Annotated in this window: 22 protein-coding genes and 1 tRNA gene; 14 read left to right on the top strand and 9 right to left on the bottom strand. The window is 68.2% G+C overall.

Features of this window, described 5'->3' with window-relative positions:
* The first annotated feature begins 20 nt into the window (after window positions 1-20).
* Window positions 21-890: an alpha/beta fold hydrolase gene (locus tag E0H73_RS35785; protein WP_131364008.1), complete on the top strand. Its 870-nt coding sequence runs from the start codon at window positions 21-23 to the stop codon at window positions 888-890.
* 655 nt (window positions 891-1,545) lie between these two features.
* Here E0H73_RS35785 and E0H73_RS35775 read toward each other — a convergent pair.
* On the bottom strand, window positions 1,546-2,766 hold the full coding sequence (locus E0H73_RS35775) for an RNA polymerase sigma factor (RefSeq protein WP_238164489.1): 1,221 nt from the start codon (window positions 2,764-2,766) through the stop codon (window positions 1,546-1,548).
* Window positions 2,763-3,161 carry a YciI family protein gene (locus tag E0H73_RS35770; RefSeq protein ID WP_202867720.1) on the bottom strand — a complete coding sequence of 133 codons (399 nt, stop codon included), beginning with the start codon at window positions 3,159-3,161 and terminating at the stop codon, window positions 2,763-2,765. Before E0H73_RS35770 ends, E0H73_RS35775 begins: the two co-directional genes overlap by 4 nt.
* Before the next feature lie 76 nt (window positions 3,162-3,237).
* On the opposite strand from E0H73_RS35770, the gene E0H73_RS35765 reads away from it, so the two are divergent.
* The 4 genes from E0H73_RS35765 (at window position 3,238) to E0H73_RS35750 (ending at window position 6,930) form a co-directional block, all read left to right on the top strand.
* Window positions 3,238-3,612 carry a hypothetical protein gene (locus E0H73_RS35765; RefSeq protein ID WP_202867719.1) on the top strand — a complete coding sequence of 125 codons (375 nt, stop codon included), beginning with the start codon at window positions 3,238-3,240 and terminating at the stop codon, window positions 3,610-3,612.
* A gap of 172 nt (window positions 3,613-3,784) precedes the next feature.
* Window positions 3,785-4,537 carry an SDR family oxidoreductase gene (locus tag E0H73_RS35760; protein WP_131364006.1) on the top strand — a complete coding sequence of 251 codons (753 nt, stop codon included), beginning with the start codon at window positions 3,785-3,787 and terminating at the stop codon, window positions 4,535-4,537.
* Between the two features lie 25 nt (window positions 4,538-4,562).
* Complete coding sequence (locus tag E0H73_RS35755; protein WP_131364004.1) at window positions 4,563-6,026, top strand: MFS transporter; 1,464 nt, start codon at window positions 4,563-4,565, stop codon at window positions 6,024-6,026.
* 370 nt (window positions 6,027-6,396) lie between these two features.
* On the top strand, window positions 6,397-6,930 hold the full coding sequence (locus tag E0H73_RS35750) for a dihydrofolate reductase family protein (RefSeq protein WP_131364002.1): 534 nt from the start codon (window positions 6,397-6,399) through the stop codon (window positions 6,928-6,930).
* A 402-nt stretch (window positions 6,931-7,332) separates the two neighbouring features.
* Here the strand turns inward: E0H73_RS35750 and E0H73_RS35745 are convergent.
* Window positions 7,333-7,409, bottom strand: a tRNA-Arg gene (locus tag E0H73_RS35745).
* Window positions 7,410-7,569: 160 nt separating this feature from the next.
* Here E0H73_RS35745 and E0H73_RS35740 point away from each other — a divergent pair.
* From E0H73_RS35740 to E0H73_RS35730, 3 genes are all read left to right on the top strand, one after another.
* The gene (locus tag E0H73_RS35740) at window positions 7,570-9,207 is read left to right on the top strand and encodes a PrsW family intramembrane metalloprotease (protein WP_131364000.1); all 1,638 of its coding nucleotides are present in this window, start codon (window positions 7,570-7,572) and stop codon (window positions 9,205-9,207) included.
* 89 nt (window positions 9,208-9,296) lie between these two features.
* Complete coding sequence (locus E0H73_RS35735) at window positions 9,297-12,995, top strand: AAA family ATPase (RefSeq protein ID WP_131363998.1); 3,699 nt, start codon at window positions 9,297-9,299, stop codon at window positions 12,993-12,995.
* The gene (locus E0H73_RS35730) at window positions 12,992-14,671 is read left to right on the top strand and encodes a P-loop NTPase family protein (protein ID WP_238164488.1); all 1,680 of its coding nucleotides are present in this window, start codon (window positions 12,992-12,994) and stop codon (window positions 14,669-14,671) included. The genes E0H73_RS35735 and E0H73_RS35730 overlap by 4 nt, the downstream gene beginning before the upstream one ends.
* Before the next feature lie 135 nt (window positions 14,672-14,806).
* Here the strand turns inward: E0H73_RS35730 and E0H73_RS35725 are convergent, their stop codons facing one another.
* Together E0H73_RS35725 and E0H73_RS35720 are read right to left on the bottom strand one after the other, a co-directional pair.
* Window positions 14,807-15,424, bottom strand: coding sequence for an SRPBCC family protein (locus E0H73_RS35725; RefSeq protein WP_165555943.1), 618 nt, complete (start codon window positions 15,422-15,424; stop codon window positions 14,807-14,809).
* A 78-nt stretch (window positions 15,425-15,502) separates the two neighbouring features.
* A complete protein-coding gene (locus E0H73_RS35720) occupies window positions 15,503-16,030 on the bottom strand; it encodes a single-stranded DNA-binding protein (protein WP_131363996.1) in 528 nt (175 codons plus the stop codon).
* Between the two features lie 145 nt (window positions 16,031-16,175).
* On the opposite strand from E0H73_RS35720, the gene ettA reads away from it, so the two are divergent.
* Entirely contained in the window at window positions 16,176-17,858 is a 1,683-nt protein-coding gene (gene ettA, locus E0H73_RS35715; RefSeq protein WP_131363994.1) for an energy-dependent translational throttle protein EttA, read from the top strand.
* Between the two features lie 57 nt (window positions 17,859-17,915).
* Here the strand turns inward: ettA and E0H73_RS35710 are convergent, their stop codons facing one another.
* Window positions 17,916-18,905: an alpha/beta hydrolase gene (locus E0H73_RS35710; RefSeq protein WP_131363992.1), complete on the bottom strand. Its 990-nt coding sequence runs from the start codon at window positions 18,903-18,905 to the stop codon at window positions 17,916-17,918.
* Window positions 18,906-19,095: 190 nt separating this feature from the next.
* Between E0H73_RS35710 and E0H73_RS35705 the strand changes: the two genes are divergently transcribed.
* The 3 genes from E0H73_RS35705 to E0H73_RS35695 are packed head-to-tail and all read left to right on the top strand — an operon-like array spanning window position 19,096 to window position 20,530.
* Complete coding sequence (locus tag E0H73_RS35705) at window positions 19,096-19,434, top strand: ArsR/SmtB family transcription factor (protein WP_131363990.1); 339 nt, start codon at window positions 19,096-19,098, stop codon at window positions 19,432-19,434.
* Window positions 19,431-19,907 carry an SRPBCC domain-containing protein gene (locus E0H73_RS35700; RefSeq protein ID WP_131363988.1) on the top strand — a complete coding sequence of 159 codons (477 nt, stop codon included), beginning with the start codon at window positions 19,431-19,433 and terminating at the stop codon, window positions 19,905-19,907. Before E0H73_RS35705 ends, E0H73_RS35700 begins: the two co-directional genes overlap by 4 nt.
* Window positions 19,904-20,530, top strand: coding sequence for a dihydrofolate reductase family protein (locus tag E0H73_RS35695; RefSeq protein WP_131363986.1), 627 nt, complete (start codon window positions 19,904-19,906; stop codon window positions 20,528-20,530). The genes E0H73_RS35700 and E0H73_RS35695 overlap by 4 nt, the downstream gene beginning before the upstream one ends.
* Here the strand turns inward: E0H73_RS35695 and E0H73_RS35690 are convergent.
* Window positions 20,527-21,393 (bottom strand): aminoglycoside phosphotransferase family protein, encoded by an 867-nt coding sequence (locus E0H73_RS35690; protein WP_131363984.1) that lies wholly within the window; start codon window positions 21,391-21,393, stop codon window positions 20,527-20,529. The genes E0H73_RS35695 and E0H73_RS35690 overlap by 4 nt on opposite strands.
* Window positions 21,394-21,436: 43 nt before the next feature.
* Window positions 21,437-21,901, bottom strand: coding sequence for a MarR family winged helix-turn-helix transcriptional regulator (locus E0H73_RS35685; RefSeq protein WP_202867718.1), 465 nt, complete (start codon window positions 21,899-21,901; stop codon window positions 21,437-21,439).
* 91 nt (window positions 21,902-21,992) lie between these two features.
* On the opposite strand from E0H73_RS35685, the gene E0H73_RS35680 reads away from it, so the two are divergent.
* Complete coding sequence (locus tag E0H73_RS35680; RefSeq protein WP_131363982.1) at window positions 21,993-23,354, top strand: FAD-dependent oxidoreductase; 1,362 nt, start codon at window positions 21,993-21,995, stop codon at window positions 23,352-23,354.
* Window positions 23,355-23,395: 41 nt separating this feature from the next.
* On the opposite strand, the gene E0H73_RS35675 is transcribed toward E0H73_RS35680, so the two are convergent.
* Entirely contained in the window at window positions 23,396-23,860 is a 465-nt protein-coding gene (locus tag E0H73_RS35675) for a MarR family winged helix-turn-helix transcriptional regulator (RefSeq protein ID WP_131363980.1), read from the bottom strand.
* Between the two features lie 127 nt (window positions 23,861-23,987).
* On the opposite strand from E0H73_RS35675, the gene E0H73_RS35670 reads away from it, so the two are divergent.
* On the top strand, window positions 23,988-24,563 hold the full coding sequence (locus E0H73_RS35670; RefSeq protein ID WP_131363978.1) for a YceI family protein: 576 nt from the start codon (window positions 23,988-23,990) through the stop codon (window positions 24,561-24,563).
* Window positions 24,564-24,568 lie beyond the last annotated feature (5 nt).

Raw genomic sequence — 24,568 nt, 5'->3', positions numbered from 1 at the left:
CGCGGACGAAGGAGACCAAGGTGACCGAAGCCACGACCCACACGATTGACGCACCGGGCGCCGTACTGACCTATGACGTCCGCCCCGGCAGCGATGCGGACAAGACTCCACTGGTGATGGTTGCTTCGCCGATGGCCGCCGCCGGCTTCACTACGCTGGCCGGGCACTTCACCGACCGCACCGTGGTCACCTACGACCCGCGGCAGAGCGAGCGCAGCAAACTCACCACCGATACGGATCCGACCCCGGAGACGCACGCCGACGACATCCACCGGGTTATCCAGGTCGCTGTGGGTCCCGGCCCTGTAGATGTGCTGGCAAGCAGCGGCGGCGCGGTGAACATGCTTGCGTTCGTCGCGGCGCATCCTGACGTGGTTCGCACCCTCGTAGCCCACGAGCCGCCGCTCGTGTCGGCATTACCCGACCGCGAGACAGCGCTTGCAGCCATCCACGATGTCCGCGACACCTACGAGCGCGATGGCCTGGGTCCGGGGATGGCCAAGTTCCTGGACCTGATCATGTTGAGCGGCGAGGTTCCCGCCGATTGGACCGATCGGCCGGCTCCTGACCCGGCCCAGTTCGGGTTGCCGACGGAGGACGACGGTTCACGGGCGGACCCGATGCTCGGTCGCGGCCACATCGTCAACACCACGGGATATGAGCCCGACTATGCCGCGATCAAAGCTGCCCCGACGCGGGTAGTGCTGGCGTACGGCGTTGAGTCGGACGGTCTGATCACTCAACGCGGCGCGATGTGCGTTGCCGATGCCCTTGGGATTGAAGCGACGAGGTTCCCGAGCGACCATGGCGGCTTCCTGGGCGGGGAGTATGGCCAGACCGGCGACCCGGACTCGTTCGCGGCCCGGCTGCGCGAGGTGCTCGACGGCTGAGTCGTGCTTAGGCGCATGGCGTGACACCTTGGACCTGATTCGCCTTGTCATGCCCAGCAACGCGGCGAGTTGTCCACAGTCGCCTACGGTGCGCCTCAGGCGTGGTGTGGGCCGTGGTGCGAGCTGGTGTCAACTCATGCGGGACATCTGGCCGTGGTGCGAAGAAAGCGATGGGAAGTTGCTGGTAGAGGCCAGATGCGGCGCTGTCGTTCCTCCTCGTAATGAGAGGGTCGTCGGTTCGATTCCGACAGGTGGCTCCACCTCGCCCGAAAGCGGTCCGGACTCAACCCGCGGGTTGAGACAGTGCGGGGTGGCGCGAAGCGCTTGCCTAGGGCAACACTGGGAGGTGCAAGCTGGCACCCGACCTGCACGGGCCGGTCGGACTGGAGCTGGCCCGGGCCGTCGAGCGGCTGCCCGGCCAGCACGGTACACCTGGCGGATCCCGCTACGAATTGAAGTGGGATGGGTTCCTTCAATGAACTCGTCAAGCCCAGGGGTACCGAGGGTCTGCCGGTCAAGGGCGCGACAATTGCCCCGGACTGACCTTCTACCCGAAGACGTCTCCGGCGGCGAATGAGCTCTGATCCGCGAGGTACCGGTGGCGCAGGGCCCAATGCCAAGATCACGTTGGCGATGTTGCCGCAGGTGGGCACGGTCAGTGAGGCAGTGCTGCGGCGCGCGCTTGCAGGTAGAGCTGTTCGGGGATGCTGAGGGTGCGTTGTGCGGCTAGCTGGTACTCGGCGCGGGCGGTGTCTGTGTCGCCTGTCTCGTCGAGCAGGTGGGCGCGGGCGGCGTGTGTCCGGTGGTGATCGGCCAGGGCGGGGTCGGCTTCCGCGGCGGCGAGCTCCTGCAGCCCGGCGGCAGGGCCGTTGACCATGGCGTGGGCGATGATCCTGTTGAGGGTGATCATCGGCCCGGGGGCAAGGCTCTCGAGCAGCTGGTACAGGGTGAGGATCTGGGGCCAGTCTGTGTCGTGATAGCTGGCCGCTTCGTCGTGGAGGGCGGCGATCGCGGCTTGCAGCTGGTAGGGACCGACGGGCGCGGACGCGAGCACGCCGCGGATCAGGGCGGTGCCTTCGGTGATGGCCTGGGTGTCCCAGCGGGCGCGGTCTTGCTCGGCGATCGGGATCAGGGCGCCGTCAGGCCGGGCACGGGCAGGTCGGCGCGCGTCGGTGAGCAGTTGCAGGGCGAGTAGGCCAGTGACCTCGCCGTGGTCGGGAAGGGCGTCGTGCAGCTGGCGGGTCAGTCGGATCGCCTCGGCGGTGAGGTCCACCCGGGTGAGCGCTTTGCCGGAGGTCGCGGTGTAACCCTCGTTGAAGGTCAGGTACAGCACGTGCAGCACCGCGGCTAGCCGGTCGGGCAGCTCCTCCGGCGGTGGAGTGCTGAACTGGGCTCCGCTGGCTTTGATGGCCTGTTTGGCGCGGCTGATCCGCTGCGCCATGGTGGCCTCGGGCACCAGGAAGGCTCGGGCGATCTCCCCGGTGCTCAGGCCGCCGACGGCCCGCAGGGTGAGCGCGATTTGGGAAGCCGGGGTGAGGGTCGGGTGGCAGCACAACATCAGCAGGGTGAGTGTGTCCTCGGTGTCCGGGACTGGGTTGGGGCCGGGTGGCTGTCGGCTCGCGGCCAGTTCTTCCCGGCGGCGGCGAGCGGCGTCGCTGCGCCACTGCTCGACCCAGCGGCGCGCGGCCACCCTGACCAGCCAGCCGGTCGGGTTGGCCGGCACCCCGGCGGCAGGCCACTGCTCGGCGGCGGCGAGCAGCGCCTGCTGGACCGCGTCCTCGCACCCGGCGAAGTCGTCGTAGCGGCGCACGAGCACGGCGAGGACCCGCGGGGTCTGTTCGCGCAGGGTCTGCTCGAGTTCGCGCCCGATGATCACATCTCGTCCGCGTTGAAGGTCATCACGGGCCGCACCTCGATCAGGTCGACCCCGGCTGCGGCCTCGTGCACTTGGGCGGCGTACGCGATCGCGGTATCGATGTCGTCGCAGTCGATGAGGTAGAAGCCGGCCAGATGCTCTTTGGCCTCGGCGAACGGGCCGTCGCCGGTCACGGTTTGGCCGTGGCTGACGTGCACCTGCTTGGTCAGCGACGGGTCGGCCAGGAGTGCGGTGGCGAGCATCTCCCCGGACCTGGTCAGCTGCTCGTTGAGGGCCCGGAACGCGTGCAGGCCCGCCTTGCGTCGAGCAGGGGGCAAGGCGTCGAAGGTCTGCCTGGACGCCGGGTTGCTGTAGATCAGGATCACGTACTGCATCGCTACCTCCGAGGATCGCATTCTTGCACCTGTGTCGAGACCGCACCGCCAGCCTCGACACCCGTCTGACGAACAGCTCAGCGGAAGGAGGTGCGTGATGATGAGTCTGGCGTTGGTGGCCGGCACGGTCTCCTCGGTGATCTTCGCGGCGAGCAACCTGCCGATGCTGGTCAAGGCCCGCCGGACCCGTGACCTGTCCTCGTACAGCCTTGCTTACTTGGTGATGAACAACGTGGGCAACCTGCTGTACTGCCTGTACGTGTTCAACCTGCCGCCCGGCCCGATCTGGGCGATGCAGTCCTTCTACCTGCTGACCATGGGTCTGTTGCTGCGCTGGTACGTGCGCTTCACCCCACAACGCCGCGCTCGGTCCGCTCAGCCCCGCTACAGCGCGGACGCGCGGCCCGCCGAAGCCAGGCGGCCCGTGATCGTATTCGCCGCGCCGGCAGACCGGCACGGCCACTCCCCATGAGTTCCGGTCCTGCGGCTCCGGTCCATCGCCGCCGGTAAAGCGGGCTGGCTTCACCCGGTGTCGAACTCGCGGACTTGGCATCGACACCCACGTGACCCGCCCGACCTGGACCGACTGTCCCGGCGAAGTGCAAGAAAGTCCGCTGCCACCCAACCAAGACTTAGGAGACCATATGCTCACTCAAGACCTATCAGGTTCCACGGCCATCGTCACCGGAGCCAGCAGAGGTCTCGGTCGAGGCGTCGCCGGTGCCCTGTCCCTCGCCGGCGCGCAGGTCATCGGCGTCGCCCGCGACCGCACCCAGCTTGACGAGGTGCGCGCCGAACTCGGCGAGAGCTTCACCCCTGTCGTTGCCGACGCGGCGGACCCGGTCGTCGCCGGCCAGTTGATCGACGCCTACCAGCCGCGGACCATCGCGCTCAACGCCGGCGCGAGGCCGCTCACCCGGCCGATCCACCAGCACACCTGGGAGACGTTCAGCTGTAACTGGCACGTCGACGTCCAGCAGGTCTTCAACTGGACCCGCGAAGCGCTGCTCCGCCCGCTCGTCCCGGGCAACACGGTCATCGCGTTCTCAAGCGGTGCCGCCGTCGCCGGCTCCCCGCTCAGCGGCGGGTATGCAGGGGCGAAGGCCTCCATCCGATTCATCGCCTCCTACGCCGCCACGGAGTCTGAGCGGGCCGAGCTGGGGATCAAGTTCACCGCAGTACGCCCGCAACTGACGCCCGCGACCGACCTCGGCGCAGCCGGTGTCGCCGCCTACGCCGCCCGGCAAGGACTCGACCTGGCCACCGCACTCGAACGATTCGGCCCGGCCCTCACCCCGGAGCAGGTAGGCAAAGCAATCGTCGAGCTGGCCACCGACCCGAACCTCGGCGACACCGCCTACCTGCTCACCACCGCCGGACTCGCCACCGCATCGTGACGATCCCATTCTCACGGAGACAGCCATGAACCAGATCAACCGTTGGCGGGCGTTCACCCTGCTCGCCGTCTCGTTCTTCATGACGATCGTCGACCTCACCATCGTCAACGTCGCCCTGCCGACCATCGGTCGTTCGCTGCACTTCTCCGAATCGAACCTGCAATGGGTCGTCACCGCCTACGGCATCGCCTTCGGCGGGCTGCTGCTGCTCGGCGGCCGAGCCGCCGATCTTCTCGGCCGGCGCCGCGTCTTCATGGTCGGGCTGGGCACCTTCACCGCTGCTTCGCTGGCGGCCGCGCTCGCGACAACGGACTCGTTCCTGATCGCGATGCGCGCTGTGCAAGGAATGGGCGCGGCGATTGTTCTGCCCGCGGCGCTGTCGCTCGTGATGAATATGTTCGGCGAAGGCGCGGGGCGCAACAAGGCGCTGGGTATTTGGGGTGCGCTCGGCGCCGGCGGGGCGACCTTCGGGTCGATCGCCGGCGGCCTGCTCATCCGGTTCGCCGGCTGGGAGTACATCTTCTCTCTCAACGTGCCGATCGGTGTTGTGGTCCTGATCCTGGTGCCGCGCGTCGTGCCGGAGAGCCGCCTCGAGACGGCGCGGCGACGGTACGACCCGTTCGGCGCGGGCTCGGTGACCGGTGGCCTGGTGCTACTGGTGTATGCGATCTCCAATGCGCCACAGGTCGGTTGGGACTCGACCAGGACCGTCGCGCTGCTGGCCGCCTCGGCGGCGCTGCTGGTCGCGTTCCTGGTCATCGAGTCGCGCGTGCAAGCCCCGCTGGTGCCGCTGCGCATCTTCCGGCTCAAGACGCTCGCCGGGGCCAACGCGGTCAGCTTCCTGCTGGGTGCGAGCTTCTTCGCCTATATCTTCATCGGGACCCTGTACATGCAGCAGGTGCTCGGCTACTCGGCGCTGCGCACCGGCATCACGTGGCTCACCGCGTCGCTCACCTCCGTCGCGTTCGCCGGCCTATCGCAGGCGCTCGTGACGCGGGGTTCGGCCAAGCTGGTCATGGCCTTCGGTATGACCCTCATCGGCGCTGGCGTGCTCTGGACCATGCAGGTACCGGTGCACGGCAGCTACTGGGCCGACCTTGCCGGGCCGTTCTTCATTACCGGAATCGGCACCGCCTTCGCGTTCATCCCGGTGTCGATCGCTGCCCTCGCCGGCGTCGCTGAGCATGAGGCCGGACTTGCCTCCGGATTGCTGAACACGACCCAGCAGCTGGGCGGAGCGATCGGTGTGGCCGTCGCATCGACCGTCGCCGCAGACCGCACCGGGACGCTGTTGCACCACGGCCGCGCGGCCCCGGCCGCACTGACCGGCGGCTTCCACTGGGCGTTCATCGTCTTGGGCCTGATCGGCCTGGCCGCCGTGCCGATCACCTTCGCGCTCGTTCGTCAGCGCGAACTGGACCTGGCCGTCGCCGCTACCGCATCAACGACGACGGCGGCGCCCGAAGAGCCCGACCCGGCCACCGTTTGAGCCCGCAGGTAGATCCCGACCCTCAGCAGGTTCAGATGAAGTACGTGATGTTGATCCACTACAAGCCCGGCTAGCACGAGGCGCTGTCCGAGGACGAGCAAGAGGCCGTGGTCGCCGACCACAGAGCACTGGCGCAGGACCCCCACGCTCGGAGCAGCGCGCAGCTCCAACCGCTCGAGACTGCCACGACCTTGCGCGGGCAATCGAGGCCCGGCCGCTGGTGGAGCGCTAGCGACGCTGAAAAGGACTTCCCCGATGAGTGTGGGGCGCCTCGCTGGTCGGCTTCCTCGGCAAACGTCGATGTCGCTGAGAAGGCTGCCCGAGGATCGCGTCACATCACAAGATCATCCACTCGAGAAAGAGAACGACAATGCGCAAGCTGATCGAATCGACCTTTGTCTCGCTCGACGGTGTCATCGAAGCGCCTGAACGGTGGGCCAACTTCGACGCCGAGGACGCGGCGTCGTCCATGGAGCAGCTCGGCAACTACGACGCGTTCGTCATGGGCCGGCTGACCTACGAGAATTTCTACGCGAACTGGGGCCACACCGCCGGCAACCCCTACATTGACCTCATCAACGCCATGCCCAAATACGTCGCATCTCGAACACTGACCGAAACGGCATGGAATGCCACCCTGCTCGGGCCCGACCCATCCAGCGCGATCGCCCGGCTGAAGGACCAGCCCGGCAAAGATCTCATCAAGTACGGCACCACCCACTTCGACCACACGCTCGTGCGAGACCACCTGATCGACGAGTTCCACCTCTGGATCAGACCCGTCGTGGCCGGCACAGGACGACGGCTGTTCGAAGACGTGGACACCTCGACGCTCCACCTCAGGCTCACCGACGAAAGGAGGCTGCAGAACGGGTCCGTGATCCTCACCTATGCCCCCCGCTGACCTCAGTCCCCGGCGGCCTCCGGCCGTTCACCGCCCGCGCCCGCTCTCGGTGTCTTCCCTGAGCAAGAGCAATATCGCCTCCGGCGGGGACCTCACGACTCCGGGATGACGAGGCCGATTTTGGCCGGCTACGTCGGAGTGGTCGGGGTCCGTCTTCCCGCCCGCCGCTCAGCCCAGTCAGGTCCTGCCAGGAGCCACCGGAGGGCCAGGTCGTACGTCCAGTTGGGCGCTCCACCTTGGCCCCTCTGGCGTCTCCTGATCGCGCAACGCGCCGCCTCGGACGGGACTGAACCGCACCAGTTGACTGCCTTTATCCCTGGTTCGCACCACGTATAGCCCCACGCCGATCGGTGCGGTCCTGGACATTTCAGAGCGTGCCACGGTCTGACCTGCAGTTTTGTTTGGCGCGCCCGGCAGGACTCGAACCTGCGACCAACGGATTAGAAGTCCGACGCTCTATCCAGCTGAGCTACGGGCGCGTGGCACGGAAGAGTCTCTCAGATGGATGGGCGATCGCGCCTCTGGGTTCCCCGGTTCCGGGGGTTCGGGGGTGGGCGAAGTACACGCTTGTCGTTCCATCCGGGTAACGCTGCGTGGGCTGTCCTGCCGTGTGAAGGGCTCTCCAACTAGGCTGCGGGCATGAGTTACCCCTCACCAGGCCCGGCCGGCTCGCCGCAACCCGCGGCGGGGTCGGCGTACTCGCCCGGCGGACCCTACCCGCAGCCGAACGTGCTGGGGAAGCATCCGGTCCCCGGCCAGCGGCGCAACCAGGGCATCCTGATCGGCATCGTGATCGCGGTCGTCTTCGCGATCGCGGGCCTGGTGATCTTCGGCATCGTGGTCAAGTCGACCGGCGCGGGCGGCTTCACCTGGGGACTGGTTTTCGCGTTCGTGCCCGTCATCCCGGTGATCGCGCTGTATCTGTGGCTGGATCGTTACGAGCCGGAGCCGACCAAGTACATCCTGTTCGCGCTCTGCTGGGGAGCGTTCATCGCCACCCTGGCCGCGATCTTCATCAACACCGAGGTCTCGAACCTGCTCGAGGAGACCGGCAGCGGCGGCAACCGCTCGGCCGTCTTCGTCGCGCCGCCGGTGGAGGAGTTCGCCAAGGGCTCGGTCATCCTGCTGCTGGCGCTGGTCCGCCGCAAGGAGTTCGACGGCATCATCGACGGCCTCGTGTACGCCGGGATGGTGGGCGTCGGCTTCGCCTTCACCGAGAACATCCTGTACTACGGCCGCATCTTCAACCAGCTGTCCGAGGAGGCCGGCAGCGACGCGGGTCTGCGCGGTGCGTTCGTGCTGTTCGTGATCCGCGGCCTGATCTCGCCGTTCGCCCATCCACTCTTCACGTCGTTCACGGCAATCGGCATCGGGGTCGCGATCAGGCATCGAAGCACCGCCGTCCGGTATCTCGCCCCGATCGTGGGGTACCTGGCTGCCGTGCTTGCCCACGGACTCTGGAACGGCGGCGCCAGCTGGGCCGGTGGCGGCGGTTTCATCACCGTCTACCTCTTCCTGATGGTGCCGATCTTCATCGGCATGGTCGTGTTCGCGCTGGTGATGCGGTCCCGCGAGGGACAGATGATCGCGTCCCGGCTCTACGACTACGTGCGCTTCGGCTGGCTGGTCCCACAGGACGTACCACTCATCGCGACGCTGCGCGGGCGCAAGGCGCTGCGGCAGAACGCGAAGCGGTACGGGGCTCAGGCGGAAACGGCAGCCAAGGCGTTCCAGCACAACGCGACCGAGCTGGCGTACCTGCGGGACAAGATCGTCCGCCAGGTGATCGGGCCGGACGCGCTGCAGACCGAGAAGCAACTGCTGGACGAACTGCGGGAGCGGCGGCCGAGCGTGCCGTTCCCGCCGATGCCGGCGTTCGCTCAGGCTGCGCCGCAGTTCCAGCCGGTGCCGGGGCCGGGGATGCCTGGGCCGGGGATGCCGGGTGGTCCGGGTGGACCGATGCCTGGTGGTCCTGGCCCTGGTGGGCCGATGCAGGGGGCGCCGGTGCCTGGGGGTGCTGGGCCCGGGGGTGTGGGGCCTGGTCAGCAAGGGTCCGGTCAGCCGGGAGCGGGTGCGCCCGGTGGGCCTGGAGGTTCGCCGTACCCGGGTCAGGGAACAGGTGGATATCAGCGCCCACAGGATGGTTATCCGCCCCCTCAGCCGGGGTATCCGTCGGGGCAACCCGGTTACCCAGGGGGCCAGCCTGGTTACCCGCCGGGACCCCCTGGTCAGCAAGGACCGCCGGGAGGATACGGTCCGTATCCACCATCGCAGTGATGCCACCCGTCCACGCCGCCAAACGGGGATGACGATGACTTTGCTTCTGCGCTGTCCGACCGGGCACCCTGTGTCCGTGGGCGGACGTCGTGGCTGACACCAGGTCAGCAGCTGGTGAAGGTTCGGAGCCGCAGGCTCCGGGCCGGGATCAGCCTGCCCAGGAGCTGGCGAACCTGATCTCCAACTCGGATGCCAAAGGCAAGGGCTTCTGGCGCCGCCGCCGCCGAAAGTCCCAGCCCGAGCCTGCCGCGCAGCCTGCCGCGGAGCCCACCGCGCCGCCCGCCCCGGAGCCCGCCGCGCAGCCTGCCGCAGAGCCCGCCGCGCCGCCTGGCTCGGAGGGCGCCGCGCCGCCTGCGCCGGAGCCTGAGAAGGCCCGGCCGGACTCCGAGGCTGCCGGCCAGGGCGACGACGCTGCGACTGGTGCTGCTCCGGGCGAGGGGTCGTCCTCTGAGACGACCGCCGGCGCTGAGACGCAGCCTGACGCGGCCGAGGCTGCCCGTGAGTCGGACGGGTCCGGTCCGGACGGCGCGGCCGATGCTTCCTCAGACAACGAAGAGAAGGTGTCTGAGGCCGACACCACGGAGGCCGCCACCGAGGACGGGGAGACCGACGAGACGGCGGCTGAGGTAGCCGAGCAGCCCGAGGCCGAGGTCGCTGACACGGCCGACAGGTCTGCCGAGCGTGCCGACGTACCGCCTGAGAACCGGTCGCGGCCGACGGTCGGCGTGGTCTACGAGCCCGATGAGTCCCCGGACGGATTCCCCCTCGAGTACGGAAACATCATCGTCGGCCTGCCCAAAAAGGCAGGTGAGTCAGACGACGCCACCGAAGCCGGCACCTCCGACGAGACTCCGGCCGACGAGCAGCCTGCAGAGGCGGCCGAACAGCACGAGCCCGACACAGATGACGCTTCCGAGGCGCAGGAGTCCGGCGCGACTGTCGCTGCCGAGGAGCAGGAACCCGACGCGGCTGACGCTGCCGAGGAGACCTCCGAGAGCGCTCCGGCCGCTGAAGCTGCCCTGGCGGAAGCCGGAGACGCGGAGTCCGCTGAGCCTGCTCTGGAGCCCGGAGACGCGCAGTCGGCTGACGCGGCTGCTGTGGTGTCCGGCGAAGACGCTGCGGCTGAGGCCTCGCAAGACGGTGCTGAGTCCGGCGTGAGCGCCAGGGCCAAGAAGCCCGAGGACGGCGCTGCCGCGGCTGAAGGGCAGGAAGCTGGCGGGGAGCAGGAGCCCGAGCAAGACGCCGCCCATGGATCGTCCGACGGTGATCCAGTTGCTGAGGCTCGCGAGGCCAACGCGGACGGGTCCTCCGAAAGCGCTCCGGCTGCTGAGGCCAGTGCGGAGGAATCCTCCGAGGGTGGTCGGGCTGCTGAGGCTAGTGCGGAGGAGTCCTCCGAGAGTGGTTCGGCTGCTGGGGCTGATGCGGAGGAGGTCGGGGACGACGTACCGGCTGAGGACTCGCACGACGGTGGTGAGTCTGAGGACTCGACCGCAGCAGCTGGACAGTCCGAGGACGGGACTGAGAGGTCCGACGCGAGCGACGCGGCTGAGAGGTCTGCAGAGGGCGCCTCGGAGGAGGCTGCTGCAGGCGACGGTGTGAGCGAGACGTCGGCTGAGGCCGTTGCGGGCGAGGACACCAGCCAGGAGCAGGAAGCCGACGAAGAGCAGGCGACCGACGGCGAGCAGGCGACCGGCGGCGAGCAGGAGTCGGACGAGGCTCCGGCCGCTGAGGCTGAGAAGGCTGGCGAGGACGCGTCTGAGCGTGGCGTTGCTGCTGGTGACGCGGAGGCGTCGGACGAGAGCGGACCGGAGAGCGCCGCGGCCGCGGCGCAGCCCGAGGGCGAGCAGGACACCGAGGCTGCGGCGCAGGATCCTGGCGCGGAGCACGGCGAAGTTGCGGAGCAGGACGGCGAAGCTGCTGGGGAGCAGGGTGACGCGGTTGCCGGGGGGCAGGACGGCGAGGCTGCGGGGGAGCGGGATGCTGGCGCGGCTGCGGGGGAGCGGGACGAAGCTGGGGAGCCGGAGGCAGAAGAAGTTGAGGAGTTGACTGCGGAGCAGTTGGCTGAGCGGTTGGCGGCTGAGCAGGCTGCTATGGCGTTGATTACGGCGCTGATGAAGTTGCGGGGCGCGCTGGCGACGAGTCGGTTGCCGATTGATGTGGTGGGGGCTGACGAGGCGCGGCAGCAGCAGAAGGCGATGCTGGATCAGCTGGACGACTACATCCTGCCTCGGCTGGTGCAGTTGGAGGCGCCGGTTCTCGCGGTCGTGGGTGGCTCGACCGGTGCGGGCAAGTCGACACTGGTGAATACGATCATCGGCAAGGTCGTCAGCGAACCTGGTGTACTGCGGCCGACGACCCGATCGCCGGTGCTGATCCACCACCCGGGCGACGCGGACTGGTTCGTCGGCGACCGGGTGCTGCCGGGGATGGCGCGTACGGCGGCCGACAGCCCGGGCGGGATGGAGGACGCGGGCCAGCTCCGGTTGGTTGCCGCTGACACCGTTCCGCGCGGCCTGGCGATCCTGGACGCACCCGACATCGACTCGGTCGTCGAGGCGAACCGTGATCTCGCGACACAGCTGCTCGCCGCCGCGGACCTCTGGCTGTTCGTGACCACGGCAGCCCGGTACTCCGACGCCGTCCCGTGGGACTTCCTGCAGAGCGCGTCGGACCGCAGTACGGCGGTCGCCGTCGTACTGGACCGGGCTCCGGCCGAGACGATCGACGACATCACCGGCCACCTTGCCCAGATGCTGCTCGAGCGCGGTCTCGGCGACTCGCCGCTGTTCTCGATCAAGGAGATCGTTGTCGACGGCAACGGCATGCTGCCGGCGGAGACCGTTGCCTCGATCAAGGACTGGCTGGTCGACCTGGCCGCGGACGCGGAGGCCCGGTCGGCAGTCGTCCGGCGGACCCTGCACGGCGCCGTCACCGCGATGGTGAAGACGACCCCGCCGTTCGCGGCCGCGGTCCGGGCGCAGGCCGACACCGTGATCGAGCTGCGCTCGACCGTCGAGTCGGCGTACGACCAAGCGGTGAAGGACATCGCCAAGGCGACCCAGGACGGCACCCTGCTGCGCGGCGAGGTGCTCGCCCGCTGGCAGGAGTTCGTCGGCACCGGCGAACTGCTGAAGGGTCTGCAGTCCAACGTCGGGCGGTTCCGCGACAAGGTGAAGGCCACGCTCGGCACCAAGTCCGCACCGCCGACCCGGGATCTCAACGACGCGGTCGAGTCCGGTCTGGAGTCACTGCTGGTCGAGCATGCCGCGGCCGCCGCCGAACGTGCGGAGAAGTCCTGGCAGTCGACCGCAGCCGGTCGACAGCTGCTCGCAGCCGGTGGCCCTGAGCTCGGTGCGATGTCCGAAGACTTCGCGGCCGCAGCGGGGCGTACGGTCCGCGAGTGGCAGGCCTTCGTGCTCGACCTGATCCGCAAGGAGGGCGCCGAGAAGCGCGGGACCGCACGTCTCCTGCAGTACGGGGTGAACGGGCTGGCACTCTCGCTGGTCGTGGCGCTTTTCGCCAGTGACGCGGACATCCCGACCGGTGCCGACGCGAGTTCAGGCGTCGGCAGCGCAGTCGTCGGACAGAGGTTGCTGGAGGCCGTCTTCGGCGACGAGTCGGTTCGGAGCATGGTGGCGAAGGCAAGGGAAGAACTTGACGGTAAGGTTCATGCCCTGATGGATGCCGAATTCGCCCGCTATCTGACTGTCCTCGACCAGCATCCGGTCGACGCTGAGGCAGCCAGGCAACTGACCGAGGCCGCGCGCGCGGTGGAGGACTGCACGTGACGGGAACAGTGGATACGGTCGAGGCCCCGGTGCGGGCCGCGACCGATGTCCTGATGAAGATCGACGCGCTGGAAGCAGCCGCGAAGGCAGGTCAGGGCCGGTTGGACCAGGTGGTCCTCACCGAGGCCACGCAGATCGTGGACCGGGCCGGTCAACGGCTCAGGATGTCCGGCGAGCTGACCGTGGTCGCGCTGGCCGGTGCGACCGGGTCCGGGAAGTCATCGCTGTTCAACGCGATGACCGGCCTCGACCTGGCTGCGATCGGGACGCGCCGGCCGACCAGCTCGATGCCGCTTGCGTGTGTCTGGGGTGAGGAGCCGGCCGGTGAGGTGCTGAGCTGGCTCGGGATCCCGCGGCGCCACCAGGTGCAACACCGCAGCTCGCTGGAGGAACAGCAGTCGGAGGATCTCGACGGTCTGGTTCTGCTGGACCTGCCCGACCACGACTCGACCGAGGTAGAGCACCGGCTGATCGTCGACCGGCTGGTCGAGTTGGTGGACATGCTGGTGTGGGTGGTGGACCCGCAGAAGTACGCCGACGCCGCGCTGCACAACCGCTACATCAAGCCGTACGCGTCGCACTCCGGTGTGATGGCGTTCGCGCTGAACCATATCGACAAGCTCAGCCCGGACCAGCGGAAGAGCTGCCTGAACGACCTGGAACGGCTGCTGAAGGCGGACGGTCTGAAGTCGCCGACGGTCGTTGCCACGTCCGCGGTCAGCGGCGACGGGCTCGACGAGGTCCGTGGCCTGCTCGTCAAGAGAGTCAGCAACAAGCGGTCCGCGCGCGAGCGTCTGGCCGCTGACGTCGATCGCGTCTCCGACCGGATGGCGAGCCAGTGTGGCGATGCCAAGACTCCGGAGATCGCCGAGGGCGACATCACCGAGCTGGTCGAGGCGTTGTCCGACGCGAGCGGCCTGCCGGTGGTGGTTGACGCCGTACGGCGTTCCTACCTGCAGCGAGCCAGTGCCGCGGCGGGATGGCCGCTCACCAAGTGGTTGGGACGGTTCCAGCCGGATCCGTTGCGACGGCTGCAGCTGGATCAGGTGTCGAGGCAACAAGGCAAGGAGCTGCGTCGGTCCGCGTCCAACGAGGTCGCGACCGCGCGAGCTTCGTTGCCTGCAGCAACACCTGTGCAGCGTGCCCGGATGGATACTGCGGTGCGGACGATCACGAACAAGGCTGCGGAAGGTCTGTCCCGGCCGTGGGCGGACTCGGTGCGTTCCGCGATCCGGCGCCGTGAGGAGTCGCTCGGTGACGAGCTCGACCAGGCGGTCGCGCGGACGGACCTTGGTATCGCCAACAATCCCGGTTGGTGGGGTGCGGCCCGGTTCGTGCAGTGGTTGTTGTTTGCGGTGACGCTCGCTGGTGGTGTGTGGCTGGCCGCTCTCCTCGTGGCGCGGATCGCCGGGCTGGATGACCCGCCGCTGCCCAAAGCCGGCGGGATCCCATACGCGTGGATCATGCTGGTCGGTGGTGCTGTCCTCGGGATAGCGCTGGCGTTCGTCTGCCGGTTGTTCGCGACCAGTGGCGCCGCCCGTCGGGCTCGTGCGGCCGAGAAGGCCCTTCGGGCCGAGCTCGAGAAGGTCGCCGAAAGCCATGTGGTCGCACCGGCTCGTGAAGAGCTCGAGGCCTACACCACCTGCCGCGACAGCCTCGCCACCGCCCGAGGCTGACGCACCGGACCCGCGCGACCACCCGAGGCTGACACACAGAACTATCGGCCGGGGCTGACGCACCGGACCCTCGGCACTGCTCGAAGGTGAGCCGCCCAACCCACGTGCCGTCGCGGGTTGGGCGCGACCGCAGGGCTAGAGCTCTCGGCCGGGGGCGAACTGGTTCATGGACAGCTCGGCTGCTTCGTAGAGGTCCTTTTCGGTGGTCGTTCCCGACTCGCGGACCGCGACCATCCAGGCGCGGACGGACTGTTCGTTGAAGTCCACCATCACCGGGTCGTCCGCGACCTCCACCGGACTGCGGTCCGTGGGGAATGTGCCATCGACGTACATGGCCAGGGCGAGGAAGCCGCCTTCCCAGCCGGGGCCGACGTACAGGGCGCCGGCGCCGCCCGGTGCTGGGAGTTCGCTGACCGTGTGCTCCAGCTCCAGCTCGGTGGAGGCGTTGGCTCCCGGGATGAGACGGAGCTCGAGGAGGCTGGTCGGGCCGCCGAACGTCACCTTGAAACGCTTCGGTGGCTCGCATTCGAGGACCTCGCCGCCCGCGTTGTCCTGGAGCTGGAAGCTGCCGCCGACCTTGAAGTCGCCGGTGACCGGCCAGAACCAGCGCTTCATCCGCTCCGGGGTCGTGAGTGCGTCCCACAGCTCCTCCGGCTCGGCCTGGTACGAGCGACGCATCAGCACGGTGGCCGTCTCCCCGGTCCGGCTGACCTCCCGATGAACCGCGTTGATGTGCTCGAGGATGTCGATCACGGGTGTTCCCTCTCCTGATGGGGCTGATGTGGAGCCCAGAATGCCGTTCGGTGCTTATATAAGTCAAGACTGAGATAATCAGGCCGCCTCGGCCTCCCGGGCGGCGGCAGTCAGGGGCAGTGGAGTGGCCGAGTACTCGTCGCCCGGGTACGGCGACGCGGTCGTCTCGGTCGGATCCGAGGCGGCCACAGGTGTCGGGACAGAGGCGAACGCGCCCGAGCGTGAGACTTCCGGGCGGGGTGGATTCTTGCTGAAGGTCGTCGTGCCCCGGTTGAGATCGTGGCCCAGAGAGAAGGCCTCGAGGATGACCCGGCTGTGTGGTTCGCCGGCGTCGTCGGTCCACTCGTGGGTTCGCAGCCGGCCGGTGACGATGATCGGCTGGCCGACCTGCACCGACTCGAAAGCGTTCTGGGCCAGGCCTCTCCAGCACTCGACGGTGAACCAGGTCGTCGGTTTGTCGACGTACGTGTCGTGGGTCCGGTTGTACTGCCGTGGCGTCGAACCGACCCGGAACGACACCACCGCGTTCTGCCCGCCCACCTCCTTGAACTGCAGCTCGCTGCCGACCCAGCCCAGCACGGTCACATAGGTCTCGCCGAAACTCATGATCGCCACCTCTCGTCCGATCCGGATGCGCTGTCACCCGAGAAGATGCACGTGTTGCGACCCTGGTCGGCACCCGATCCGACGATCTGTGGACAACTCAGGGCTGATTGGGATCCGGCTGGCCCGAGCACATAGGCTCTGGGGTATGGCGGAATTCATCTACACGCTTCGCAACGTCCGGAAGGCGCACGGCGACAAGGTCGTTCTCGACAACGTCACGCTGAACTTCCTCACCGGCGCGAAGATCGGCGTGGTCGGGCCGAACGGCACCGGTAAGTCCTCGCTGTTCAAGATCATGGCGGGGCTCGACCAGCCCTCCAACGGTGAGGCCCGGCTGGCCGAGGACGCGACGGTCGGGATCCTGCTGCAGGAGCCGCCGCTGACCGAAGGCAAGACGGTGCTCGAGAACGTCGAGGAGGGCGTCGGCGACACCAAGCAGAAGCTGGACCGCTTCAACGAGATCTCCGCCGAGCTGGCCGACCCGGACGCGGACTACGACACGCTGCTGGCCGAGATGGGTGACCTGCAGACCGAGCTGGACCATCGCAACGCCTGGGACGTCGACGCTCAGCTCGAGCAGGCGATGGACGCATTGCGCTGCCCGCCGGCCGACGCCCTCGTCGACAAGCTGTCCGGCGGTGAGCGCCGCCGGGTCGCGCTCTGCAAGCTGCTGCTGCAGCAGCCCGACCTGCTGCTGCTCGACGAGCCCACCAACCACCTGGACGCCGAGTCCGTGCTGTGGCTGGAGCAGCACCTGCAGAAGTACCCGGGCGCCGTCCTGGCGATCACCCACGACCGGTACTTCCTGGACAACGTCGCCGAATGGATCCTCGAGCTCGACCGCGGCCGCACCTACGGCTACGAGGGCAACTACTCGAAGTACCTCGAGACCAAGCAGGAGCGCCTGGTCGTCGAGGGTCGCAAGGACGCGAAGCGGCAGAAGATCCTGGAGCGCGAGCTCGAGTGGGTCCGGTCGAACGCGCGGGCCCGCCAGACCAAGAGCAAGTCCCGCCTGGCGCGGTACGAGGAGCTCGCGGCCGAGGCCGAGCGCGCCCGCAAGCTGGACATCGACGAGATCAACATCCCGCCGGGTCCGCGGCTGGGCAGCACGGTGCTCGAGGTTTCGAAGCTGGAGAAGGGCTTCGGCGACCGCAAGCTGATCGACGGCCTGAGCTTCTCGCTTCCGCGCGCCGGCATCGTCGGCATCGTCGGCCCGAACGGTGTCGGCAAGTCGACGCTGTTCCGGATGATCGTCGGCGAGGAGACGCCGGACGCGGGCACGCTGAGGCTCGGCGACACCGTCAAGGTCTCGTACGTCGACCAGTCCCGCGGCGGCCTGGACCCGAAGAAGACGGTCTGGCAGCAGGTCTCCGACGAGCTCGACTACATCAAGGTGGCGAACTTCGAGATGCCGAGCCGGGCGTACGTCGCCTCGTTCGGCTTCAAGGGCCCGGACCAGCAGAAGCCGACCGGCGTACTGTCCGGCGGTGAGCGGAACCGGCTGAACCTGGCGCTGACGCTGAAGATGGGCGGCAACCTGCTGCTGCTCGACGAGCCGACCAACGACCTGGACGTGGAGACCCTGCAGTCGCTCGAGGACGCGCTGCTCGAGTTCCCGGGCTGCGCCGTGGTCGTCTCCCACGACCGGTGGTTCCTGGACCGGGTGGCGACGCACATCCTGGCCTGGGAGGGCACCGACCAGGACCCGGCACAGTGGTTCTGGTTCGAAGGCAACTTCGCGTCGTACGAGGCCAACAAGGTGGAGCGGCTCGGTCCGGAGGCTGCACGCCCGCACCGGGTCACGTACCGCAAGCTCACCCGCGACTGAAACGCTGAACCCAGTGCCCCACCTCGTCCGCGAGGTGGGGCACTGGTCTGCGTGGGATCAGTGGACGTGGAGGGCGGACAGCAGCATGGGGAGAGAGGCGTGGAGTTCGCGCTGCCAGTAGGCCCAGCCGTGAGTGCCCGGGCCGTAGAAGTTGGTCGTCAGGTGTTTCGCGCCCACGCGGTCGAGTTGTGCGGCGAGAGCGTGGTTCTGACGGTTGAAGTCGGCCTCCAGCGCATCCGTCTTGCCGGGTGGGTCGAACGGACCCGCCGTGCCGTCGCCGCAGGACAGATAGACCGGTAGCGACTTGAGGCGTTGCGCGAGGTAGTAGGGGTCGTGCGCCGCCCAGATGCTTCGCTGTGCGACCGGATCACCCCAGACACGCAGCGGGTCGTTGCCCTGGCCGGCGAAGAATCCCATGATCCGGTTGACGGACTCGTTGTTCAGGAGCGGGTGCGCGGAGCCGGAGTACGCCGCCACCGCGCGGAACATCCCCGGATGCCGAGCGGCGTACAGCAGTGCGCCCTGGCCGCCCATGGACAGCCCGGCCACGACGCGGTTGGCTCCGGCGCCCCAGTCGCGTTCCAGCAGGTGCCGCAACTCGACGGTGTGGAACGTCTCCCACGCCGGGTCGCCGCCCGCGCCGTAGTTCCACCAGTTGCTGTACCAGCCGTTCCAGCCGGCCTCCGGCATCACCACGAGAACCTTCCGCAGACTGTCGATCGTGGCGATGTCGGTCCCCGTCCACGAGGTGTAGTCGCCACAGCAGCCGTGCAGCAGCCAGAACGTCGGCCAGTGGCGGCTGCGGTCGGCGGGATTCCACCCGTCCGGTGTCATCAGCCGGACGTTGACGGTCCGGCCGCCGAGGGCCTGGGACCGCACCGACAGGTCGACCAGCCGATCGGCGACCTGCGTGACGGCGACGACCTCCGCGCCGCGGGGTGCGGGGCGTGTCGTCTCGACGGGGGGAACCGTCGTCGTGGCGGTCGCGGGTGCGAGCGGCCAGAGAGCGAGGATCGTTGCCAGAACGAGTAGCACTCGCCGGCGCATCGACCTCGGATACCGAGTCGAGCCTGGACGTGTCGTCATGAGAGGCCTCCGGGGGCGGTGCGGATTTCTGCTCAGGTGTCGCCGAGACGCCAAGGCGCTCGCGGCACTACGGCAATCCTTTGCCCGCGCAGTGATGCGCTCAAACACTTAGCCCTTGACCTAAGTGTTGGTAGTGACAATACTTAGCCGCATGGCACAGTATTCGGCGGAGGTCGACGGGGTGTTCGTCGCGCTCGCCGACCCGACCCGACGCAGCGTCATCCGGCGCCTCGGCCGCGGACCGACGAGTGTGGGCGAGCTCGCCGCCGAGTTCCCGATGACCCTGCCGTCGTTCATGAAGCACGTCCGGACGCTGGAGAGCAACGGCCTGATCCGCACGGTGAAGGTCGGCCGGGTGCGCACCTGCGTGCTCGACCGCGACCGGCTCGCGCTGGTCGACGACTGGCTCGCGGAACAGCGCCGGATCTGGGCCGGCCGTACCGACCGGCTCGAACAGTTCGTCACCGATCCGATGGAGGAGCAGTCATGAACCCCGATCTCGACCTGACGGTGGACCGCGTCATCCGCGCGCCGCGTGCGGTCATCTGGCGTGCGTGGACCGACCCGTCCCGCTTCGAGAAGTGGTGGGTTCCGGCGCCGGCCGTGTGCCGGGTGGAGCGACTGGAGCCGCGTCCCGGCGGTGCGCTGGTGACGCAGCTGAGCGGTGACGGCACCGAGTTCGGTCCACATCTGGACGCCTGCTTCGTGGTCGTCGACGAGCTCGAGCGAATCGTGTTCACGACCGCGCTCGACAGCTCCTGGCGCCCCGCACAACCTGCGCCGGTCCTGATGACGGCCGAGATCACATTGGCGGAGCACCAGGACGGCACCGACTACCGGGTCCTCGTCCGCCACGGCGACGCGGCGGCCCGTGCCCGCCATCAGGAGCTCGGCTTCGCCGAAGGCTGGGGCACGGTCACCAAACAACTCGCCACCCTCGCCGAGCACGAGGCCGCCCGATGAAGCTCGTACTCACGGAGTTTGTCACCCTCGACGGGGTCAGCCAAGGTCCTGGCTCGTCGACCGAGGACACCAGCGACGGCTTCACCCGTGGCGGCTGGCTCGTGCCGTACCTGGATGAGGCCTTCGTACGGCGTACGTCGGACTGGCTGGATCTCGCCGACGGACTGCTGCTCGGCCGCCGGACGTACGAGGCGTTCGCCCGTGACTGGCCGCAGATCACCGACCCGGACGACCCGTTCACCGTGCGGATGAACGCGTTGCCGAAGTACGTCGTCACCAGCACCCTCGCCGAAGGCGCCTGGCACCCGACGACCGTGCTCCGCGGTGATCCCGTCCAGACCGTCGGCGAACTCAAAGCCCGGCCAGGACGGGAACTCCAGATCCACGGGAGCGCCCGCCTCGGTAACGCACTGCTGGCAGCGGGTCTCGTCGACACACTCCGGCTCGTCGTCGCCCCGACCGTGATCGGCTCCGGGCGCCGGCTGCTCAACCACCCGAGTGCGCCGACCGGCCTCCAGATCACCGAGCACGAAGTGACGCCGAGCGGCCTGGTGATCCTGCAGTACGACGCCATCGGGGCCGCGCCACTCGCGGAGTACGAAGGTGTGACGGCCTTCGTCTAGCCGGCCTGATAGTCCGCCAGAACGCGTTCGACGACTGGAAGGTCCGTCGTGATGAGGGCCTTCCAGAGCGCCCAGCCACGGGCGCGCGCCCAGGTCCCGGCGTCCTGCCCGACGGCCTCCCGGAAGGCGACGCGGGACTCGCCGGAGAAGAACGTGTACGCGATCACCAGGTCGCACGCCGGGTCGCCAACGCCTGAGGTGCCGAAGTCGATGACGGCAGACAGCCGGCCATCCTGCACCAGCAGGTTTCCGCTCGCGATGTCGCCGTGGAACCACACCGGCGGCCGGTCCCAGGACGCCGCCAGCGCCGCATCCCAGACCTCGCGGGCCAGGTCGGTGTCGATCCGTCCCTTCAGTACGCCGAGCGCCTCGACAGTCTCGTCGTGGTAGTACTCCGGCGGCGCACCGCGGTAGAAGCTGTGCGCGCCCGCTGCCGGACCGCCCGTGGCGTCCGCGCCCTGCAACGCGAGGATGAACCCCGCGATCGACCGCGCGAATTCGTTGAGATCGGCAACGGTCTCGTACGACGCGGTCGCGCCGTTCAGCCATCGCCGGATGGCCCAGTGGTACGGATACCCCTCGCCCGGTGAGCCCTTGGCGACCGCCTCGGGGATCGGCACGGGCAGGACCGGAGCCAGCTTCGGCAACCACTCGTGCTCCTTGTGCACAGCGGCCGTGTAGCTCTCGTGCGTCGGCAGGCGCGCGGTCAGATCCTCGCCGAGCCGGTACGTCCGGTTGTCCCAGCCGTCGACCTTGACCGGCGTCACCGCCAGGCCGGCCCACTGCGGGAACTGCGTCGCGATCAGTCGCCGTACGAGCGCCGCGTCGATGCCGGCCCGGCCGTCTTCGTGGATGTCCGTCACGCGACGAGATTCTCCGGGGTGCGCTGCAGTGGCATCAAAGGCTTTAGCTATCGGCTAAAACATCCTTGACCGGCTGCGAGTTGCCGACCGCGTCCGCGAGGAAGGCGGAGATGGTCCGCAGTTCGTCGTTGCTTCGCGACGCGAGGACCGCGTGCATGCGCTCGGCCTGCTCGGCGTACAGCGGGACGAGCTTCTCCTGGATCGCCTCCATCGACGGCGTGACCACGACCTTGCGGCGATCCCCAGGATCCGGTCGGCGGGTGACGAAGCCGTGTGCCTCGAGCCGGTCGATGACGCCGGTCACCGTGCCCGAGGTGAGGCCGGTGTGCTCGGCGAGCTCCCGTGGCGTCAGCGGTCCGTAGGTCTGCAGCAGCGTCATGAACTGCGAGTCGCTGGCGCCGAGGCCGACCTTCGCGGAGACCGCGTGGTTGAACAGCACGACGCTCGCGATCAGGTGGATCATCCGCTCCTGGATCTCGCCGGCGAGCTCTTCTCTGGCACTGGTCATGGCCACCTCAGCATAGGGGTTGCATTTCTCTCGGATCTCCAAGATACTCGAATTCACGAGATACTTGAAGAACCGAGATAAGGAGAGAGCGATGAAGGTGCTGGTGATCGGTGGAGGGACCGGCGGGCTGGCGCTGGCGCACGGGCTGAAGCGGGCCGGCATCGGCGTGACCGTGTTCGAGCGGGACGCGCTCCGGACCGACGGCCTGCACGGCTACCGGGTCGGGATCGACCCGGACGGCAGCCGGGCGCTGCACGCGTTGCTGCCGGCGGATCTGTACGACACGTTCGTGGCGACCAAGGCGCGGGACCCGAAGTACTTCAACATGCTCACCGAGGACCTGAAGGAGGTCCTGTCGTTCGACCTGCCGGAGTCGACCGACCCGGTCGAGAGTGAGAAGTCGATCAGCCGGATGACCCTGCGGCAGGTGCTGCTGACCGGTCTGGACGACGTGGTCGAGTTCGGCAAGGAGTTCACCCGCTTCGAGCAGCACGGCGACCAGGTGACGGCGTACTTCGCGGATGGCACTCAGGCGACCGGTGACCTGCTGGTCGCCGCCGACGGCTCGGGCTCGCGGGTACGACGCCAGTACCTGCCGCACGCGAAGACCGAGGAGACGGGCATCATCGCGATCGCGGGGAAGCTGCCGATCACCGCGGAGAGTGCGAAGCTGGTGCCGCCGAAGGTGTTCGAGGGCATCTCGATGGTCAATGCGCCGCATGGGCTGGCCTGCATCCTGCATGTGATGGAGTTCCAGTGGGACCGCGACGGCATCGTGAAGCGCGGGATCGGCGACAACACCGAGGAGTTGATCCGGCGCTGGCCCGGGCTGCAGTTCGACAACACCCGCGACTACATCAACTGGGGTCTGTCGGCGACCAGGGAGACGATGCCCGACAACATCATGGAGTTGCGAGGACAGGAGCTGATCGACGTCGCGCTCCGCCTCACCCCGGACTGGCATCCGAATCTGCGGCGGTTGTTCGAGCTTGCCGATCCCGGCACCTGCTTCCCGGTGAACATCTGGACCTCGGTCCCGCTCGAGCTGTGGCGGACGTCGAACGTGACGCTGCTCGGCGACGCGATCCACACGATGACGCCAGGTCGCGGCGTCGGCGCGAACACCGCACTGCGTGACGCGGTGAACCTGTGCCGGCAGCTGATCGAGGTGCGTGACAGTCGCGAGGAACTGATCCCGGCGGTACGGGCGTACGAGGCGAAGATGATCGAGTACGGCTTCGACGCCGTACTGAAGTCTCGGGCGCAGATGACCTCCGACGACCCGGTCTACAAGCCGGTGATCGGCCGGCTGGCGCTGGCGGGGATGCGCACAGCGATGCGGACGGTCAACCACCTGCCGCCGGTGAAGCGGCGGATGCGTGACTCGATGCTCGCCTACCGCGGGGCAGACCGTGACGAACTGGCCCTGGAGATCAGCGCGGCAGCACGCTGAGAAGCCGGCCCGAAGCGATCGGGCCGGCGATTGTCAGCGGGTCAGCGCTGGCCGATGTGCTCCGACACGGCGTCGAAGACGCGGCCGATCGCCGCGAAGTCCTCGGTGCTGGCCAGGTCGACCAGGTTCTCCCGGACGCCCTCGACGTGGTACGGCGCGGCCTGCTCCAGCAACTGGAGACCGGCCTCGGTCAGCTCGGCCCAGACGCCGCGCTTGTCGCTGGTGCAGGACGTACGGCGGACCAGTTCGGCGGTCTCCAGCCGGCCCACGGTGTGGGTCAGGCGGGAGCGGCTCTGGTGCAGCCGGTCGGCCAGGTCGGCCATCCGCAGCCGCCGGTCGGGCGCCTCGGAGAGCCGGACCAGGATCTCGTAGTCGTTGATACCCAGGCCGAACTGACGCAGGTCGTCGTCCAGTTTGGCCATCAGGCGTGCGGTCCCCAGCAGGTACGCACGCCACGCCACCTGCTGTTCGGCGTCGAGCCACCGGGTCTCAGTCGTCGTCGTCACGGGATCAGTGTACCGGGAATGTAGTTGACTTTTAAACCGTTACTGTCTACTGTCGCAGCAAGATGTTGAAGTTTGAACCATTGGGCTGCGTCGCCCCCGACCAGTACGCCCCCTTCGAGAGGAACCCATGAGCGAGACCATCAATGCCGGCACGACCCCGACCAGCAGCATCCCCGGCCTGGTCGCCGGCACCTACGCCCTCGACACCGCGCACAGCGAGATCGGCTTCACCGTCCGCCACCTGATGACCAAGGTCCGCGGCACCTTCCAGGAGTTCGCCGGCGAGATCGTCGTGAAGGACTCACTGGAGGAGTCGACCGCCGGCGTCACCGTCGAGCTGGCGTCCGTGCACACCCGCAGCGAGCAGCGCGACGGGCACCTGCGCTCCGGCGACTTCTTCGACGCCGAGAACAGCCCGAAGATGACCTTCGCCAGCACCGCCTTCAAGCCCGAGGGTGACGACTACATCCTGGCCGGCGAGCTGACGATCAAGAACGTGACCAAGCCGATCGAGTTCGAGGTCGAGTTCCTCGGCGTGGACCAGAACGCCTACGGCCAGACGATCATCGGCTTCGAGGCCTCGACCTCGATCAGCCGTAAGGACTGGGGCATCGACTTCAACGTGCCGCTCGAGGGTGGCAAGCTCCTGATCGGTGACAAGGTCGACATCCACCTGGACGTCCAGGCGGCTCTGCAGGCCTGACCTTG

It is taken from the genome of Kribbella pittospori, assembly GCF_004331465.1.
GTDB lineage: Bacteria > Actinomycetota > Actinomycetes > Propionibacteriales > Kribbellaceae > Kribbella > Kribbella pittospori.
The sequence above is the reverse complement of the archived record's forward strand: the minus strand, read 5'-3'. Positions and strand labels throughout refer to the sequence as shown.

Bases quoted from the DNA above. Each gene is read 5' to 3' on its own strand.
- E0H73_RS35755 (WP_131364004.1), top strand. From the start codon at position 4,563: ATGAACCAGATCAACCGTTGGCGGGCGTTCACCCTGCTCGCCGTCTCG.
- E0H73_RS35680 (WP_131363982.1), top strand. From the start codon at position 21,993: ATGAAGGTGCTGGTGATCGGTGGAGGGACCGGCGGGCTGGCGCTGGCG.
- E0H73_RS35695 (WP_131363986.1), top strand. From the start codon at position 19,904: ATGAAGCTCGTACTCACGGAGTTTGTCACCCTCGACGGGGTCAGCCAA.
- E0H73_RS35710 (WP_131363992.1), bottom strand. From the start codon at position 18,905: ATGCGCCGGCGAGTGCTACTCGTTCTGGCAACGATCCTCGCTCTCTGG.
- E0H73_RS35760 (WP_131364006.1), top strand. From the start codon at position 3,785: ATGCTCACTCAAGACCTATCAGGTTCCACGGCCATCGTCACCGGAGCC.
- E0H73_RS35770 (WP_202867720.1), bottom strand. From the start codon at position 3,161: ATGCGATCCTCGGAGGTAGCGATGCAGTACGTGATCCTGATCTACAGC.
- E0H73_RS35685 (WP_202867718.1), bottom strand. From the start codon at position 21,901: ATGACCAGTGCCAGAGAAGAGCTCGCCGGCGAGATCCAGGAGCGGATG.
- E0H73_RS35670 (WP_131363978.1), top strand. From the start codon at position 23,988: ATGAGCGAGACCATCAATGCCGGCACGACCCCGACCAGCAGCATCCCC.
- ettA (WP_131363994.1), top strand. From the start codon at position 16,176: ATGGCGGAATTCATCTACACGCTTCGCAACGTCCGGAAGGCGCACGGC.
- E0H73_RS35705 (WP_131363990.1), top strand. From the start codon at position 19,096: ATGGCACAGTATTCGGCGGAGGTCGACGGGGTGTTCGTCGCGCTCGCC.
- E0H73_RS35765 (WP_202867719.1), top strand. From the start codon at position 3,238: ATGATGAGTCTGGCGTTGGTGGCCGGCACGGTCTCCTCGGTGATCTTC.
- E0H73_RS35750 (WP_131364002.1), top strand. From the start codon at position 6,397: ATGCGCAAGCTGATCGAATCGACCTTTGTCTCGCTCGACGGTGTCATC.
- E0H73_RS35740 (WP_131364000.1), top strand. From the start codon at position 7,570: ATGAGTTACCCCTCACCAGGCCCGGCCGGCTCGCCGCAACCCGCGGCG.
- E0H73_RS35720 (WP_131363996.1), bottom strand. From the start codon at position 16,030: ATGAGTTTCGGCGAGACCTATGTGACCGTGCTGGGCTGGGTCGGCAGC.
- E0H73_RS35700 (WP_131363988.1), top strand. From the start codon at position 19,431: ATGAACCCCGATCTCGACCTGACGGTGGACCGCGTCATCCGCGCGCCG.